This window comes from Methanosarcina sp. 1.H.A.2.2 (assembly GCF_000979975.1).
Taxonomy (GTDB): domain Archaea; phylum Halobacteriota; class Methanosarcinia; order Methanosarcinales; family Methanosarcinaceae; genus Methanosarcina.
The window spans coordinates 108,653-124,469 of the sequence record NZ_JJQL01000089.1; the positions used below are offsets into that span (position 1 = coordinate 108,653).

At 44.3% G+C, this 15,817-nt stretch carries 13 protein-coding genes; 7 read left to right on the forward strand and 6 right to left on the reverse strand.

Features of this window, described 5'->3' with window-relative positions:
- Window positions 1-219: 219 nt before the first annotated feature.
- The 7 genes from EO93_RS14455 (at window position 220) to EO93_RS14485 (ending at window position 6,441) form a co-directional block, all read left to right on the forward strand.
- Window positions 220-702 carry a peptidylprolyl isomerase gene (locus EO93_RS14455; RefSeq protein ID WP_048163249.1) on the forward strand — a complete coding sequence of 161 codons (483 nt, stop codon included), beginning with the start codon at window positions 220-222 and terminating at the stop codon, window positions 700-702.
- 3 nt (window positions 703-705) lie between these two features.
- Entirely contained in the window at window positions 706-1,254 is a 549-nt protein-coding gene (locus tag EO93_RS14460) for a peptidylprolyl isomerase (RefSeq protein ID WP_048163251.1), read from the forward strand.
- 132 nt (window positions 1,255-1,386) lie between these two features.
- Window positions 1,387-1,881, forward strand: coding sequence for a peptidylprolyl isomerase (locus EO93_RS14465; RefSeq protein ID WP_048163252.1), 495 nt, complete (start codon window positions 1,387-1,389; stop codon window positions 1,879-1,881).
- Window positions 1,882-2,053: 172 nt separating this feature from the next.
- Window positions 2,054-2,452, forward strand: coding sequence for a tRNA synthetase (locus EO93_RS14470; RefSeq protein ID WP_048163254.1), 399 nt, complete (start codon window positions 2,054-2,056; stop codon window positions 2,450-2,452).
- Window positions 2,453-2,526: 74 nt separating this feature from the next.
- Entirely contained in the window at window positions 2,527-3,705 is a 1,179-nt protein-coding gene (locus EO93_RS14475) for a sugar phosphate nucleotidyltransferase (protein ID WP_048138184.1), read from the forward strand.
- An 800-nt stretch (window positions 3,706-4,505) separates the two neighbouring features.
- Entirely contained in the window at window positions 4,506-5,561 is a 1,056-nt protein-coding gene (locus EO93_RS14480) for a flippase-like domain-containing protein (RefSeq protein ID WP_048163255.1), read from the forward strand.
- A 283-nt stretch (window positions 5,562-5,844) separates the two neighbouring features.
- Window positions 5,845-6,441: a diacylglycerol/polyprenol kinase family protein gene (locus EO93_RS14485; protein WP_048163257.1), complete on the forward strand. Its 597-nt coding sequence runs from the start codon at window positions 5,845-5,847 to the stop codon at window positions 6,439-6,441.
- A 172-nt stretch (window positions 6,442-6,613) separates the two neighbouring features.
- On the opposite strand, the gene EO93_RS14490 is transcribed toward EO93_RS14485, so the two are convergent.
- The 6 genes from EO93_RS14490 to EO93_RS14515 all read right to left on the reverse strand — a co-directional run bounded on the left by EO93_RS14490 (window position 6,614) and on the right by EO93_RS14515 (window position 15,450).
- Window positions 6,614-9,178, reverse strand: coding sequence for a hypothetical protein (locus EO93_RS14490; protein ID WP_048163258.1), 2,565 nt, complete (start codon window positions 9,176-9,178; stop codon window positions 6,614-6,616).
- The gene (locus EO93_RS14495; RefSeq protein ID WP_048135546.1) at window positions 9,175-11,052 is read right to left on the reverse strand and encodes a VWA domain-containing protein; all 1,878 of its coding nucleotides are present in this window, start codon (window positions 11,050-11,052) and stop codon (window positions 9,175-9,177) included. Before EO93_RS14495 ends, EO93_RS14490 begins: the two co-directional genes overlap by 4 nt.
- Window positions 11,053-11,055: 3 nt before the next feature.
- On the reverse strand, window positions 11,056-11,937 hold the full coding sequence (locus EO93_RS14500) for a DUF58 domain-containing protein (protein WP_048163259.1): 882 nt from the start codon (window positions 11,935-11,937) through the stop codon (window positions 11,056-11,058).
- 161 nt (window positions 11,938-12,098) lie between these two features.
- Window positions 12,099-13,073: a MoxR family ATPase gene (locus EO93_RS14505; RefSeq protein ID WP_048163261.1), complete on the reverse strand. Its 975-nt coding sequence runs from the start codon at window positions 13,071-13,073 to the stop codon at window positions 12,099-12,101.
- Window positions 13,074-13,318: 245 nt separating this feature from the next.
- Window positions 13,319-14,212, reverse strand: a complete 894-nt coding sequence (locus tag EO93_RS14510; RefSeq protein WP_048163262.1) for a hypothetical protein — start codon at window positions 14,210-14,212, stop codon at window positions 13,319-13,321.
- A 257-nt stretch (window positions 14,213-14,469) separates the two neighbouring features.
- Window positions 14,470-15,450, reverse strand: a complete 981-nt coding sequence (locus EO93_RS14515; RefSeq protein WP_048135553.1) for a prephenate dehydratase — start codon at window positions 15,448-15,450, stop codon at window positions 14,470-14,472.
- Window positions 15,451-15,817 lie beyond the last annotated feature (367 nt).

Sequence of the window (15,817 nt, forward strand, 5' to 3'; positions counted from 1 at the left end):
AGGTGAAAAAAGCTAAAAGGACTGGAAAAAGGAATGAAAGAAAATGAACAGGGCTAAAAGAAAGAACTAACAGAAATCGAAATTTGAAATCAAAACTTAAAAAATAAGGTTTAAAGCTTCCTGTGTTTCATATTTCCGGGAATCATTTTAACCGGTTTCTGACACCTTATTTATCATTATGTTTATCTAACATGCTCTCATTTTGTCATATTGATTATTATGACTGAAGAGATAAGTAAAAATTTAAACAAACCAGTCGAAAACGGAGATAGTATTTCCGTTGATTATGTGGGAAAACTGGAAGATGGCACAGTTTTCGATACATCGGAAAAGGAAGCTGCCGCTGAGGCAGGGATATACAACGAAATGAGAGACTACAATCCTCTGACATTCACCGTGGGAGCGGGGCAGATGATTAAAGGCTTTGACGAGGGCGTGGTCGGAATGAAAGTGGGAGACGAAAAAACCATTACAATTCCTCCCGAGGAAGCGTACGGAGAATATATGAAAGAGTACGCAAGGGAACTGCCACGTAATGCTGTAGATTTTACTCCGGAAGTAGGGATGCAGCTGGCCACGGAAACCGGACTCCGGGGCACTATCACAGAGGTAAGCGAGGAAAACTTCATTGTGGACTTCAACCATGAGCTCGCAGGCAAGACCCTGATATTCAAAATAAAAGTTGTTTCGATGGAGGCATAAAAAATGAGGGCGGGGAGGGGGGAAACTTTTTTAATATCCATTCTACTCCTTGGGAGTATCCTTTTCGGAAGCGGATGCACTGACAGTGGAAATAGTAGCATTGTAAAAGTCGGAAACACTATTCAGGTGGACTACACTGGAAAGTTCGAAAACGGTACTGTTTTTGATACCTCCGTAGAAGAAATCGCAAAAGAGGCAGGCATATACACAGAACAGAGAACCTATGTCCCCCTGACCGTTAAGGTTGGTTCGGGCCAGTTGATCCAGGGTTTTGACGAAGGCGTAATCGGGATGAAAAAAGGAGAAGAAAAGACTCTGACAATTCCCCCCGAAAAAGCTTACGGAGAATATGATGACGCAAAAATTCAGGCAGTCTCCCTTGAGGATCTGAACCTATCAGTGAAACCTGAAATCGGACAGATATTCAGCAGTATGTACGGGGACCAGTTCAGAGTCATTGATGTAAATGAAACGCATGTTACTTTTGACTCTAACCACAAACTCGCAGGCAAGACTCTTATTTTCGATATAAAGCTTATTTCAATAGAATGAAGCTTACGTCAGTTAAACCGATTTAAAACCGGCTTATATTTCTTTAAAAAAGATGCACCCCTCTGGTAACCAGGAAAAAAATCAGGATTACCGAAAAAGCTGTAAAGAAAAAAAATAACAGGAGAAGGAAAAATGGAGAACTCTCGTACTGTGGAAAAGGGAGATTATCTCCTTATTGATTATACCGGAAAGCTTGAGAATGGAACAGTATTCGATACCACCTTAAAAGAAAAAGCTCTTGAAGCTGGGATATATGATGAAGAAAAAGAATACACACCTTTATTTTTCAGGACATACACCGGTCAGGTGATAAAAGGTATCGATGACGGGGTTCTTGGAATGCGAGAAGGAGAAGAAAAAACCCTTGAAATCGTGCCTGAAGACGCCTACGGAGAATCTAAAAGTTATCTCGTTCAGAAAATTCCTCTTTCAAGACTTGAACTAAAGGACCCTCCGGAGGCAGGAAAAAAAATAATAACGCCTGGGGGAAGTGAAGTTAAAGTGCTCGATTCCACGGAAACTTACGCAACCCTTGACTTCAACCATGAACTTGCAGGCAAAACCCTGATCCTTGAAATAAAACTTGTCTCCATTGTGAACGGATCTGGAAATGTAAGCTGGTCTTAAAATAAATTTATATCGTCGATCCTTGAAATAAATTTATATAGTTGATCCCTGAAATAAATTCATATAGTTGACCCTTGAAATAAATTCATATCGTTGATCCTTGAGATAAATTTATTCAAGATAATTCACTATAAGATAATTTTAGGACCCACAAACTGGAAAGTGGTGGAAGATGGAAAAGGAAGAGAAAGTCGTGGTAGTGCTGCTCGTGATGGCATTGTTCTCTCTTTCGACAGCGTACCTGCTCTTCGGGCAGGAACTTGCAGGAGCCGAACAACAGTCAGGAGGAAAAGCCCTGAAGTACACCCACGAATCCGAAGTTGGGGAAAAAGTGTCTCTTGATGCTGAGGTTTTGAGTAAACGATTTACTTATACCGGAGATCACCTGCTTTTAGAAGTGAACTTTGACTCCGAAGTCCTTAGCGTATTTATCCCGAAGACAGCAGGGGCCGAAGCCCTGGACGGATCAATCAAGGAAGGAAACTTCATAAGCATAACAGGCATTATTTCTGAGTATAAGGGGAAGAAAGAGATAAGGGTCGAACGAAAAGAGGATATTACTCTAAAATAATCGTCATCAATAAGCTTTGAAACGGAAAGAACAGATCGTTAACAATATATCTATAGAGTAACATTTGAGAAAATATGAAAGCATGTATCATGTGCGGAGGCACAGGGACAAGGCTCAGGCCACTGACCTTCAAACACCCGAAACCTAGCATACCGATTCTCAATAAACCATCAGTCCTGCACCTGATAGAGCACCTTTCGAGGGAAGGGTTCAATGAAATAGTCATGACCCTGGGATATATGGGAGAACGCATAGAGGAACAGCTCGGAGACGGGCACATGTTCGGAGTACACATCGATTATGTGTATGAGAAAGAGAAGATGGGGACAGCAGGCGGGGTAAAAAATGCTGAAAAGTACCTGAAAAATGAGCCTTTCATCGTGCTTGGGGGAGATCACGTCCTTAACCTCGACCTGAGGGAGATGTACCGCTTCCATGAAACAAACGATGCTCTGGTAACTATAGGACTCCTTTCCATTGATGACCCGAGGGAATTCGGGATTGCTGATATGGATATAAACAACCGGATCCACCGCTTCCTGGAAAAACCCAAATCCGGCCAGATATTCAGCAACCTTGCAAGTACAGGCATTTACATCTGTGACCCTGAAATTTTTGACTGGATACCTGAAAATAAAAAGTATGATTTTGCAAAAGACCTTTTCCCTGCCCTGCTTGCGGCAGATAAGAGAATTAACGGCATGCTTGTCAGGGGAAAATGGACTGATGTAGGGAGTTCGGCAGCCTACAGGCAGGCCCAGCGCTGGATGCTGGATGCCCTTCCAGGGACCACAATAGAAGGAAACTTCACAACAAGAAACGCAAGAATACGAGGCCCCTTATCCATAGGAAACAATGTCTCGATCGGTTCGAATTCTTCACTCGTTGGGCCCATTGTCATAGGGGAAAACACTGTAATTGGCGATAATGTCCTTATCGGACCTTACAGCGTGATAGGTGCAAACTGCACTATCGATAATAATGCAAAGATTCTTTCTTCGTACCTTTTTGATGATGTATGCATAGGTAAAAACTCCAATATCTCCGGAGCTGTAGTTGCAGATGAAACTGCTGTAGGAGATGAGTGCAGCCTGGAGAATGGGACAGTAATCGGGCATAAAGTCGTTATAGGAAACAATTCGACCATACATTCGGGAGTAAAGATCTGGCCTGAAGTTGTGATCGAGAAGAATTCCAGCATAAAGGAAATTGTCATCAATTCGGACTATGATACTACATATGAAGGCTCCTGAAATACAGGATTTAAAGAAAGGTTAAAACCGATCAAAAATCAAGAGTATATAAGAAAATCTAAAATCAAAAGAGTATATCAAAAATTAAGAGTGAGTATAATAGAGAATCTGCATTGAGAATCTAAATCGGAACCCGTATTCCAGGTCAAAAGGTATGCTCCGGATTTATCCGGACCCTAATAAAAAGTATTCATAGCCTGAGAATACGGGTTTCTTGCAAATTCAAATTGAGTTTTCAATATTGACCCGAATTTTTGCTTTTGTAATCTTTCACAGGCTCTCTGCCGGATTTTTGTCCGATTATTATCATTTCGGCACTCCCTTTTTTAATTGGTTGGTTTAGTCAGAAATACCCGTATATGAAGTCTCAATCCTTTTTTCAATTCGCCGCTCAAGGCTTGAGCCCACCTGCGTACAGTAGTAGAGAAAAACAAAAGTATTAGACGGGCTGGAAACCTTATGCCAAATCTCAACCGTGTACCTGGGGACAACCATCATTTCTGATACAGATAATTTCTTTCTGATACACAGATAATTTTCATATTCTTATTTTTTAGTACAGATTTCTTAAGAAACAGGAACTTTTAAGAAATACAATCGCTTAGTAGACATAAATCTGTTAAGAATAAGTAAGGATCTTATAAGAACGGTGCAGACCTTTTAAAATTGGATTCCAGATTAAAGAAAACAGTTCACTCTGACATATCGAACTTCTCTTGTGCCGTTCATTATATATTGGAGAAAGAAGTTTCCTTAAATAAGATAATACCTATACTAAAGAATAAAATTAAGAGATTTCAATGACCAGGTATAAAAAATGGCTTATTGGGTCGCTGGTTATCAGCGCTGTATCAATTGCCCTGGTTACATGCTTGACTTTTAACTCGGAGACTATTGAAGCCCTGAAAAGGATCAAGCTGGAGTACATCCTGGCAGCTGCCCTCCTTCATATTAGCTCATACTTTATCTGGGGGCTGCGGACCCGGGCTCTCTGCAAAGCCCTAGGATACAGGATAAGTGTCCTGAAAGTGACAGAGATAGTTATCTCAGGTACTTTTGTGGCTGGAATTACTCCTTCTTCTGCAGGCGGAGAGATACTGAGAGTCCACGGCCTGACCAGGAACAAAATTCCTCTCGGCAAGGCTACTGCAATCGTTGTAGGGGAACGCCTTCTTGATGCCATTTTCATATTTTCCTGTCTGCCTTTTGCCTTTTACGTTCTTGGGGACATTCTTTCAAATTATGAATTTGATGCAGCTTTCTTAACAGTAAATTTCCTTGTCTTTGTACTTCTCGTCTTTTTTGTTTACGGCGTCTGGAAACCCGAAAAAGTAAAATACGTAACTCACAGGCTAACAGGCAGGCTTGCTCCTTTTTTTGGAAAAAAGACCGATGCTGCAGTTTCACACTTAATGGAACAGATTGACAGGGAAATAGACCATTTTCATGACAGTGTAAGGGTCTTTTTTTCAGAAGGAAAAAGAGGGCTGCTCTGGGGAATTGCCTACACTGTTATTTTCTGGACCGTAGAATTTTCACTGCTCGTCCTGATCCTGATGGGCCTTTCGCGGACACCTTCAATTATCACCGTCTTTGCAGCTCAGGTGCTCCTGGCTGTTATAATGGTAATACCCGCAACTCCCGGAGCAAGCGGAGTTGCTGAATTAGGAGCAGCGTCCATCTTCTCTATTTTTGTAGATTCATCCATTCTGGGAATTACCGTACTTGCCTGGAGAACCCTGACATACCATATGAACCTTTTAATAGGAGGGTTAATGAGTCTGAAAATAATTAAAGACATGAATATGATTAAAAAACTAATCGGAGACTCTCCCGAACCCCCACATAGCGCCTGAAAAAGTATTTTGAACCGGAAAATCACCATACAGCAGAGGAAAGCCGGGAAAAATACCAGAAGAAAGCCGGGGAAAATACAAGAAGAAAGCCGGGGAAAATGTTAGAGGAAATGTTAGAGAAAAGCCAGAGAAATACTGGAGAGATAAATCCTCAAATCCGGTTTTCAAAACTCTTTTTTGAAAGATATTTAATTTCAAGAAATCCGACTGCAAAGAAATCCGGGTTTCTCCAAGCCCACCGACCAGTATAGATTTATATTTTATTCTCACAAAACTTTATGCCATGCCCTCCAGAGAAATCATCTTTGAAGTCCTGAGAAAAAGTGTACATATGGTCTCAGTCCTGATAGTGCTCATCTACGAATTTTTCGGGAAAGAGACAATTCTCTGGGTGCTCATGCTTTTCCTGATAATTGTCCTTTTCCTGGAATACCTCCGGCTCGAACAGGGCATGAAAATTCCCATTTTCCATACGATGTACAGGGAGCATGAAGCCGATAGCTGCGGAGGGCACATCTTCTTCGCCCTGGGTGCAATTGCGGCAATCTCCCTCTTCAGCAAGGAAATCGCTTATGCTGCAGTCCTCATGACCACCTTCGGAGACCTGGCTGCAGCCCTTATAGGAAAATTCTACGGAAAAAAAAGAATTTTCAAAAAAATCTTTAAAAACGATAAATCTCTTGAAGGTTCAACTTCCGAATTCATAATTGATCTGTTGATCGGACTCGTCATAGTTGGAGACCCCTTAGTATCCCTCGTCATGGCTTTTTTTGCAACCATTACGGAAACCGCAGTAAACCAGATAGACGATAACCTTGTGATACCTGTTTTTTCCGGCTTCTTCGGGCAGATGACCCTGCTTCTACTGATGTATTTATGATAAGCCTCTTGAGCAAAAAGAAAAGGGTAGTATACCCTCTGGACGCAATTCAGGAAGGAAAAGCCGTGATACTATAAATTAGTCCGCTTGAGCGAGCGGAGCGAGTGAAACGGACCGCGTGCTCCCGAAGCGCAATTCGGGCAGAGCAACTTGGGGAGCGGGCAGGGAGAAGTCAAGCTGCTGCTTCTTCGGCTCCTGTTTCAGTTTCACCCTGGGCTTGTTTAAGCCTTCTCATCTCCCTTATGCGCCTGACCAGGATTTCTCCAAGGTAAAGGACAAGGGCTGCAAGAAGCACATACACTTTAAGGCTCACGGGATCGTTTGACTCCCTTTCGGAGTTCTGCCTGGCATCCTTCAGGAGAAGGGCTCTTGCTTCCTTTTCAGTATAAATCTTCCCTCCGGTTGCAAGGATAAGAGGCTCGATATCTTTATTGAGCCCGACTTCAAGGTACTCACGCGGGTAGTTTACCGCAAGCGGATAGCCTGAAATGTCGTGAATCCCGACATTTACCGGGTTTATGCTTGCCTCGTAGGTATTCCTGCCTGTAAGAGCAAGATCAAGCGAAGCTCCATCCAGTTTAAGCTGTGGGACTCCTTCGTCGTACATTATCAGGGTGAGGTCGGAAGGGGTGCCCAGCCAGGTATCCGGAGCTTCAACGACAGCTCCTTCTTCGGCCTGGGGGTTCCCGATTGCCCAATTGGTAGTGCCTGAAATAAGTCTGCTGTTTGACCCGTTGTAAAGGGCAGAAGCCCATCGAGTGCCTTCACCTTCCCCATTGTCCGTGGTAAAAGCTGCAACTCTACCGAGTCCGAAGCGCCATGTGGTGAGCACAGGCTTTCCAGAAGAAGTGGTGACCAGGCGTTCAGCCCCGGCTTTTGGGGTCACATCATTATATCCAGTAATAATGGCGGCACTAAGATTCACGTTTTTCGTGATGAAGTGATCTGGAGAATAGGGTATTAAGTCAAAATAATCTGGGAGAGGAGTTTCATCAGTATCTTCTGGAACCTCAGCTCCAAGACTTTTAATTCCTTTTACTCCAGAAACTGAGGTTACATTACCAATATACTCCCCTTCTACCTCATCCATAAAAAACTTTAAGGATTCGATACTATTTTTAGTATCCGATGTAGACTCTATATCAATGTAAACAAAGTTAATATTATCGTCTTCATGGACATTTTTTGCATAATTGAACAATTCAGAAGAATAATAACTTCCTCCCTGGTTAGGGCTTTCAGATTCCACACCATCTGAAACGATTATTATATACTTCGGAGAACCGGGAGGAGCTTCTTTCTCAAAAAGATTTGTTGCTTCAAAGATTCCCTGTGATAAGTTTGTAGTAGCGTGTTTGTTTGTTGGCTTGAGACTGGACAATTCACCTTCGAAAGTGCTAATCGATGCAGCATTTAAAGGGCGAAGTTCTGAAGAAACGTTCCCAACATAATCGCCAACTACGACAATTCCGACTTCAGAGCCTTCTAGAGCACTGCTCTTTAAAATATTCTTTGAACTGTCAATTAGTATAGGATATAATGGATAGGTTGCGACCCTGTCAACAATATGTTCCGTGGGTCCACCTTGAAAAGTACTTCCTGATAAGTCTAAAAGTAAAACTACGTAATTTTTACCTATTGTCTCAGAAGGTTTCGAAATTATAGGTAATAATTCTTCAAAAGAAGAGTTTCTATAATTTGAAGATGCAGGCCTATCGTAAGACTTTATTCCTCCTACAACAATCAGCCCCTTTCCATTAGTTACGTAACTTTTAATCTCTTTGACATCATTTTCAGAAAGACTTTCTATGAACTGGTTGTCAAGCACCAGAACCTTACTGTCTTTAATTTTCTCTGCTCCGGGATACTCATTTACAACCGAAACTTCGTAAAGGCTGCTCAGGACACTAGCAAGAGGAGAGCCGGTCTCACCGGTAACAAGCGTGAGTTTTGGTTTGGGAATTACATAAAGGGACTTGTAGAACTCGTTGTTAACCTCGTTTAAATCCCCTCCGGACACATCACTGATCCTTACCCTTATATTATGGGCGCCGAGGGTGTTAAAAGCCTGATTAAATGGGATAGTTTTACTCCGGGCATCCTGCGAAAACCGCTCGGGTGGGACAGCTGTTCCATCCACAAAGATTTCAAGTAAATAACTGACACTCTGTTCCGAAGCCTGGCGGACAACTACTTCAAACTCGTTCTTGTTGTTGACAACAACGGTTTTGTCCCCGAGCACCTCGACGCTTAGGTCATTTGTCTCAAGCTCGGGCTGGACAAGATAGACAGGAGTGTCTGCGTCCTTTGCAAATCTCAGAGCTTCCGTAAGGTCCTTTCCTGCGTTATTGTTTCCATCGGTGACAAGAACAATCTGGTTGCCAAGCCCGGAGTACTGGGTCACAGCATCCCCTAGAGAGGTCTTATCCCCGGTTAGCTGCACCAGGGTGGTAGGGGTATTTGCCGTAAGGGCTTCATACAGGCCGGTACCTGTTTCTTCAGGGAAAATTCCCATACTTGCTGTCTGGTCCTGAACAAACACAAGTGAAGGGTCTTCTTCACTGATAGTCTGGGTAACCGTTGTATAGGGTGCAGCCAGGGCCAGGACAAGGAGAAGGGCAACAAGCATTCTCCATTCCACAAGTTTTGTTTTTGTCTTCCGCAGGAGATAGAAACCCGCAACAATCACGGGAATTATAAGTAAGAGCATCTCGGGGCTCTCAAGGGCTACGTTCACAGTTCACCCCTCCCGCGGACGATAAGGATTTCAAGCAGCATAAGCAGGAACAGGACTCCTATAAGATAATTGGTAATATCGTTTTTTGCAGTATAGGTGTCAGCCCGGACGAGCCTGGTCTCATCTTTTGCAACTGCCCGACTGATAAGTTCCGAGGCGTCTACTGTAGTATTTGATTCCCGGTCATCATAGAGGTTGACTGCAATCTTCTTGTCCGAAATCTCGTATATCCCCACCTCGTCAAAGAGCAAACGGTTTGCTGTCAGGGTCTTTGAAGGCGTGCGGATTTCCCCGGTCTTTGAAAGGGAGGTCACGGTGCCGGTTTCAAGGTTGTATTCTGAAATTTCCCCTGTGCCGCCAAGCCACTCAACCAGCTTTATCCAGAACACAGGATACTCAGGCAGGTTATGGAAATTGTTCCAGGCTCCATCCCCGAGCTCGTCACTAAGCCCCATATAGAAGATAGTCCCTTTACCTACCTGCCAGTAGCTCAGCACAGGAATACCGTTCTCCGTGGCTACAAGCGTTGTAGAACCTGTCCTCTCAGTTGCATTCATGTATTTGCGGACCGAGATTTCTTCGGGGTTTATATCCTGTGTAATGCTGCTCTTAAGGGTTTCTTCAACCTCAAGCCCGTTTTCTGCTTCCTCAACTCCGATAGGTTTCACAGGCAGGAGCTTAACAAGGCCAACCTCGGTTTTCTCAGGGGCAAGGGCTTCGCTTGCAATGAAAACCGCATTCCCCCCGTTCCGCACGTAATTTTCGATAATGTCCACTGAGCCGTTGGCAATCGGGGTTTCTTTCTGGGCAAGCACTACAAGGGAGTAATTATCAAGGGAAGAAGGCACGGATTTCTGGATTTTCAGGTCGCTATTTGGAAGTAGGGAAAGTGCGGTTTTTGAAGGCAGTTTCCCGTTATCTGTGACATAGAGGATCTGCTGCCCGGAGGTATCCGGAATGGAGATGTAAGCTTTGTTGTCAACAGACAGGTCATCTTTAACATTGAGGCTTATTGTGGTAAGTCCGGGCCCCAGGTTTGCAAGTGTGAACTGGTTTGTGCCGCCTGCAGGGACATCAAGAGTAAAAGACTTTGAAACATTTCCCGAAGTTCCTCTTCCGGCCTCTATTTTAACGGTTTCACTCTCGCCTTTGTAGTTTTTGACCACACCGGTGTAGCCGTATTCCCCATCCATGGCTTCAATCCAGCCATTAATGATTCCTATGTTGTCTGCAGGCTTTCCGACCTTTACGAAATTGACCTCAAGCCCGTAGGATTCGGCCAGGTTCTTGGAAGCTACGGGGTCATCTCCTCCCCAGTTTGTAAAGTCTGAGATAACAATGATCCTTCCCCCTTCTTTAGAGAGGAGACGCATACCTGTAGAAATGGCTGCAGACAGGTCGGCAGTGCCAGCTCCGGGCTTGACCTTATTGAATATATCCCCGGCAGCCGAAGCGCTCCCGCCTTCAAGGGCGAGCAGGGGAATATTGGAAGCAAGGATTATGCTGTTTTTCTTGCTCACATAACCGTCGGCAATTCCAACCGCGTCTTCAAAACGAGACTCGACCTGCATGCTTGCCGAAGTATCAAGGATGATCACTGTATGCTCTCCGCTGAGGGGCTCATTTGAAGTGTAATAATAGCCCGCAGCCCCAATGGAAAGAAGGATCAACATAAGGAGTTGAATCAGGAAAAGAGGGTCCTGCACGATTTTCGTGATTGAGGCATAAACCCTTTTTCGTTCCCTTTCAAGCTTGAGGATAAACATTAAGGAGGGAATCGAAAGCACCGCTGGTTTTGGGCGGAGCATGTAAATGATTATAAGTGGGATGACACTCAGGAGGGCAGCAAGAGCAAGGGGGGTTTGAAACGGCATTTTTTAGCGTCTCCTTCTCCTGATCGTATGGTAGAAAGCATCAAAGATAGGAGTGTCGGTTGTATAGGTGTGGAACTCGGCTCCGACCTTCATGCAGGTTTTTTTAATCCTTGCAGTGTGGTCGTCCAGCTTCCGGGTATAGCGTTCCTTGAACTTTTCACTGATATATGTCCTTATCTCTTCACCTGTTTCAAGGTCTACAAGCTTGCTGTTTCCCTGAAGAGGAAGTTCTTTTTCCGTGGGGTCAAGCACCTGTATAACGATAAGGTCGTGGTCGGAGAGCCTGTACAGAGCTGTTTCTATTGCCTCCGGGTCCTGCATGAAGTCCGAAATCAGGATTACAAGGGATCTGGACTTGATTTCCCGGCTGTATTTCAGAACGGCTTCACTAATGGAGGTCCCGCCCGAAAGTTCAAGTTCGCTAAGCCGGTCGATTGTCCGCATGAGGTTCTTCTTGCCCCTGCGGGGTTTATTGATCTCAATTTCGTCCGTAAAAGTGGATATGGCAAACCTATCATTATATTTGGTTACCATGTAAGCAAAACCTGCAGCAAGCATGGCAGAATACTCGAACTTCGAGGTCCCCTTTTCAGGATAGTCCATGCTTTTGCTGGCGTCCAGAAGGATATGAGTAGTAAGGGTCTTTTCTTCCTCAAACTGCCGCACATAGAGCTTTTCAGTCCTCGCATAAGCCTTCCAGTCTATATCTTTCAAAGCGTCGCTTGAGTCATACTCCCTGAACCCGATAGTATCGATGCCGTGTCCGCTGCGGGTTGAGGGGCGGTTTCCGGCATAGACCGTCGATACTCTCTTCCGGACCGAAAAGGTAAAGCTGTCAAGCTGCCTGAAAAAATCCGTTTCGATTTTTTGTTTTGTGCGAGTCATTCTGGATCGTCAACCGAAAAGCCCGGTTCTGCCCGGACCTGGAAAACCCCTGGGGGTTTTAACTTTGTTTTACATTTTATGCAATTCGAGTCTCAGAACCTGCTCAATCACAGGTTCGTAAGAGTTCATTTATCTGATCGGCTTACTATTTCATTTAAGTTTCATTTAACTTTCTTGAGAATTTCCTCAATGGCTTCATCAGGGGTCATCCCGCTTCTTTCGGCTTCGAAGGTAAGGATCAGCCTGTGACGGAGAACCGGGTAAGCCATGTAATCAATATCCTCTTTGCTCACGAAGTTTCTGCCCTGTATCAGGGCTCTTGCCTTTGCTGCAAGGATCATGCCAATGGATGCGCGGGGAGAAGCCCCGTACTCGATGTGCTCTTTGTCTTTGCGGGTCATTGACACAATAGAAAGGACGCGCTGCTTGAGTTCTTCGGAGATAGGAACCTGCCGGGTAAGCTTCTGCAAATCGAGAAGTGTAGACTTATCCAGGCCCCTGGTGATCTTAGGGGTTTCGGATTTCGTATAACGGTTTATGATCTCCATTTCCTCTTCAAAGGTGGGATAGTCTACAAGGATCTTTAAGAGAAAACGGTCTAATTGGGCTTCGGGAAGGGGATATGTGCCCTCCATTTCTATGGGGTTCTGGGTGGCAAGGATAAAGAAGGGGCGGTCAAGAAGGAAGGTATCGTTTCCGACTGTTACCTGTTTTTCCTGCATGGCTTCGAGCAGGGCTGACTGAGTTTTAGGGGAAGCACGGTTAACCTCGTCTGCAAGCACGATGTTTGCAAAGACAGGGCCTGGTTCAAACCTGAATTCTTTTTTATTATCTTTCTCCTCAATCATATTGGTCCCTGTGATATCAGAAGGCATCAGGTCAGGGGTACACTGAATTCTGCTGAACTTCAGGTTCATTGCCTTTGCGATCGTAGAGATCATCAGGGTTTTTCCAAGTCCGGGATTGCTTTCCACAAGGGCATGCCCTTCACAGAGGATTGAGATTATAATCTGTTCCACTACCCTGTCCTGACCCACTATGACAGTCCCTATCTCTTCAAAGAAATTTTTAAAAATCCTGCCTGCGTTCTGGTAGGTCGCGGAGGCCTGCCCTGAATCGATATTATTCTCATTCATATCTGCTTCACCCTTTAAACTGCTGTTTTTCGCGGGTCCCGAGGCCCGCTCCTGCTGAACCTGATCCGTTCCTGCAACAGAATGCCATTCAAAAACAGCCTGTTACTCCAAATACAGCCTGTCAGTCTCAGCCTGTTATTCAAAACACAGCCTGTTATTCAAAAACTGCTTTCCAATAGCTGTTTTTCAATAATTCTCGATCAAACTGAATACAGGTAAATTTGACTTAATATAAATTTATTATATCATTCTTCTGCAAGTTGTTCAAAGTAACTCTGGATAACACTCCTGTACCCTTCAGGAAGGTTCTCGTAGTAAGCCTGAGAAGCAACGGCTTCCGGGTTATAGACATCTGACTGAATAAATGTGTTGTTTTTCGGTTCTCCTTCTTCCTGGCTCGTAAAGCCTTCCCCTCCACCCGGAGGTATCTTTAAGTCTACTTCCTTGCCCTCAATTATGATAACGGCAGGTTCTCCAAAAAGTCCTTCATTGTTCTGCGGGTCTCCTGAAGTCCCACCATTTTCCTCTACGGAAATAAGATTCGAATCCGAACCCGGGAAAGGAATAGTTTCGATTACTTCCTCCAGGTCGAGGGGGCCGACAGGTGCCTGATATCCTGTATGGGCAACATATGCCAGAAGCGTGACAGCAAACAAGGTTACCAGGAGGTCCTTTGCAAGCTTTTTTCGGTTAAGGAAGACAGAGGACTTCACAGGCTTCGAATCGATTATAACGCCGCCTATAAGGTCACGGACAATAATGTTATCCATATCCCGGTTGTCATAGGCGGTCCTCATCCTTTCCCTGAGTACAGGGTATTTTTCTTCAATAAGGGAAATCGCATCTTTCTTTTTAGCCCTGTAATACCTGAATGCTGTGAGTATAAGAGAGAAGGTAAAGGCAAGAATAATCAGCCCCAGGGTCTCAAAGACAATTTCAGACCCAGGAATACTGTATTTTGCACCGGTATAGGGTTCGAAGGTGTCAATCATTAGGAATATATCCCTCATGTTGAGGAGCACAAAAAGGGCGTAGAGAACCAGAAACGTTGCAAGAAGGTCTGCGAAAACATAGAGTCCTCTATATTTCTTCAGAGCTGATTCGTGTTTGTTGATGATATTTTCAATCTCTAGAGCCATCTCGCTCCCTTCTGCAACCGGAGATCCCGGTGTTATTATATTTAAGAGTAGTATATAAAGAGGCACGCCGACATATTAAGATACTATAGAAAGATATTACAGAAATATACTATATAAAGGTATTATATAAAGGTACACGTTCCAGCTAAAGGTACACGTCCCACCTGCAAGTTCCTTCCGTAAGTGCCTTCCGTATTATATATATATCCACGTTTATACCCATATCAGGTTTCTTTTTTGAACCTGAAGGTCCCTGATTATTTGGAAATCTTGAAGGCTGGATAAGAACCCAGTACTTTTAATGTATTAGTTTTAGTTTTTGACTTTGTACCAGCTTTCGATTTTATATCTTCAAAGGCATCTTTTATAAGTGCATCGCTTGTATGACCTTCAAAATCGATGTAGAAGTAATAGTCTCCGAGTTCTTTTTTGGAGGGTCTTGATTCGATTTTTGTAAGGTTAATTCCTCTTTTCGCAAAAGCCCCCAGAAGTTCGTATAATGCCCCTGGCCGGTCTTTTTCCAGGGATACGATAAGAGATGTTTTGCAGGCCGAAAGGCTGACCTTTTCTCTCCAGGTTTCGTGTTCAGCCTGGAGCTCATGCTCTGCATTTCGGCAGGGCTCCGGGCTCAATTCCCCTTCAACGCCTGCATCAACGCCTGCGGCTCCCAAAGTCCGCTCCGATGAAATCTTTTTTTCAGCCCGGATAACAATAAAACGGGTGTGGTTTTCCTTTCTGTCCTGGATATTTGAGAGCAGGATTTTCAGCCCGTAACGCTCTGCAGCCTCAGGGGATGCTATTGCTGCCATTTCCTCAAATTCCCCTGCCAGCCTGGCTGCATGGGAAGTGCTGCCCGTGCTCCTGAGTTCCGCTTCAGGAAAATGCTTCTTCAGGAAATGCCTGCACTGTGCGAGCCCTTGGGGATGGGAAAGGATTACCCTGATCTTCTCGGGCCCGCCTTTAGAGAGCAGGCAGTGCTCGATTTTGACGACAATTTCCCCGATTATAACAGCCTCGTTTTCAAGGAGGAGATCGAGGGTGACTCCTACGGAACCTTCGATGGAGTTTTCTACAGGGACTACGGAGATGTCTGCTTTTCCTTCAACTGCAGCCAAGAATGCGTCCTCGATGTCTGCGAAGTACCGAAACTCTGCATCCATCAGGCTATTTTTCAGAGCCCATAATTTTGCAGCCCTTTCCGAATACGAGCCTTCAGGCCCCATTACACCTATGATCATCTGAAGGTTAATTGGGGGAATGGTAATAATAATTTTTGATGGCGATGTTGAATCATCTTAGTTGAGCCAGCAGAGTTGCGGCTCTGCAGTGCGCTGTCCTTTTCGCTGCGCTCAAGAGGACTTTGTCCTGATGGGTGAAAATCACAAAAATGAAATATGGATGAAGGCAAGAGTGACAGGTATTGAGGAGCAGGTAAAGAAAGATCAGTCTGAAAGACCTGAATTTTTTAGTTTTCAGAGTCCTTTTTTCCCGGGTTGTCTGTTCAGCCTAGTGTCGTGGCAACTTAATTTTGAGTCCTATTTATAAGCTTTGAATCCCATCTGTATCTTCATTCATGGCAAAAATAAAACTTGAAGAAGATGAAGT

Bases quoted from the DNA above. Each gene is read 5' to 3' on its own strand.
- EO93_RS14455 (WP_048163249.1), top strand. From the start codon at position 220: ATGACTGAAGAGATAAGTAAAAATTTAAACAAACCAGTCGAAAACGGA.
- EO93_RS14460 (WP_048163251.1), top strand. From the start codon at position 706: ATGAGGGCGGGGAGGGGGGAAACTTTTTTAATATCCATTCTACTCCTT.
- EO93_RS14465 (WP_048163252.1), top strand. From the start codon at position 1,387: ATGGAGAACTCTCGTACTGTGGAAAAGGGAGATTATCTCCTTATTGAT.
- EO93_RS14470 (WP_048163254.1), top strand. From the start codon at position 2,054: ATGGAAAAGGAAGAGAAAGTCGTGGTAGTGCTGCTCGTGATGGCATTG.
- EO93_RS14475 (WP_048138184.1), top strand. From the start codon at position 2,527: ATGAAAGCATGTATCATGTGCGGAGGCACAGGGACAAGGCTCAGGCCA.
- EO93_RS14480 (WP_048163255.1), top strand. From the start codon at position 4,506: ATGACCAGGTATAAAAAATGGCTTATTGGGTCGCTGGTTATCAGCGCT.
- EO93_RS14485 (WP_048163257.1), top strand. From the start codon at position 5,845: ATGCCCTCCAGAGAAATCATCTTTGAAGTCCTGAGAAAAAGTGTACAT.
- EO93_RS14495 (WP_048135546.1), bottom strand. From the start codon at position 11,052: ATGCCGTTTCAAACCCCCCTTGCTCTTGCTGCCCTCCTGAGTGTCATC.
- EO93_RS14500 (WP_048163259.1), bottom strand. From the start codon at position 11,937: ATGACTCGCACAAAACAAAAAATCGAAACGGATTTTTTCAGGCAGCTT.
- EO93_RS14505 (WP_048163261.1), bottom strand. From the start codon at position 13,073: ATGAATGAGAATAATATCGATTCAGGGCAGGCCTCCGCGACCTACCAG.
- EO93_RS14510 (WP_048163262.1), bottom strand. From the start codon at position 14,212: ATGGCTCTAGAGATTGAAAATATCATCAACAAACACGAATCAGCTCTG.
- EO93_RS14515 (WP_048135553.1), bottom strand. From the start codon at position 15,450: ATGATCATAGGTGTAATGGGGCCTGAAGGCTCGTATTCGGAAAGGGCT.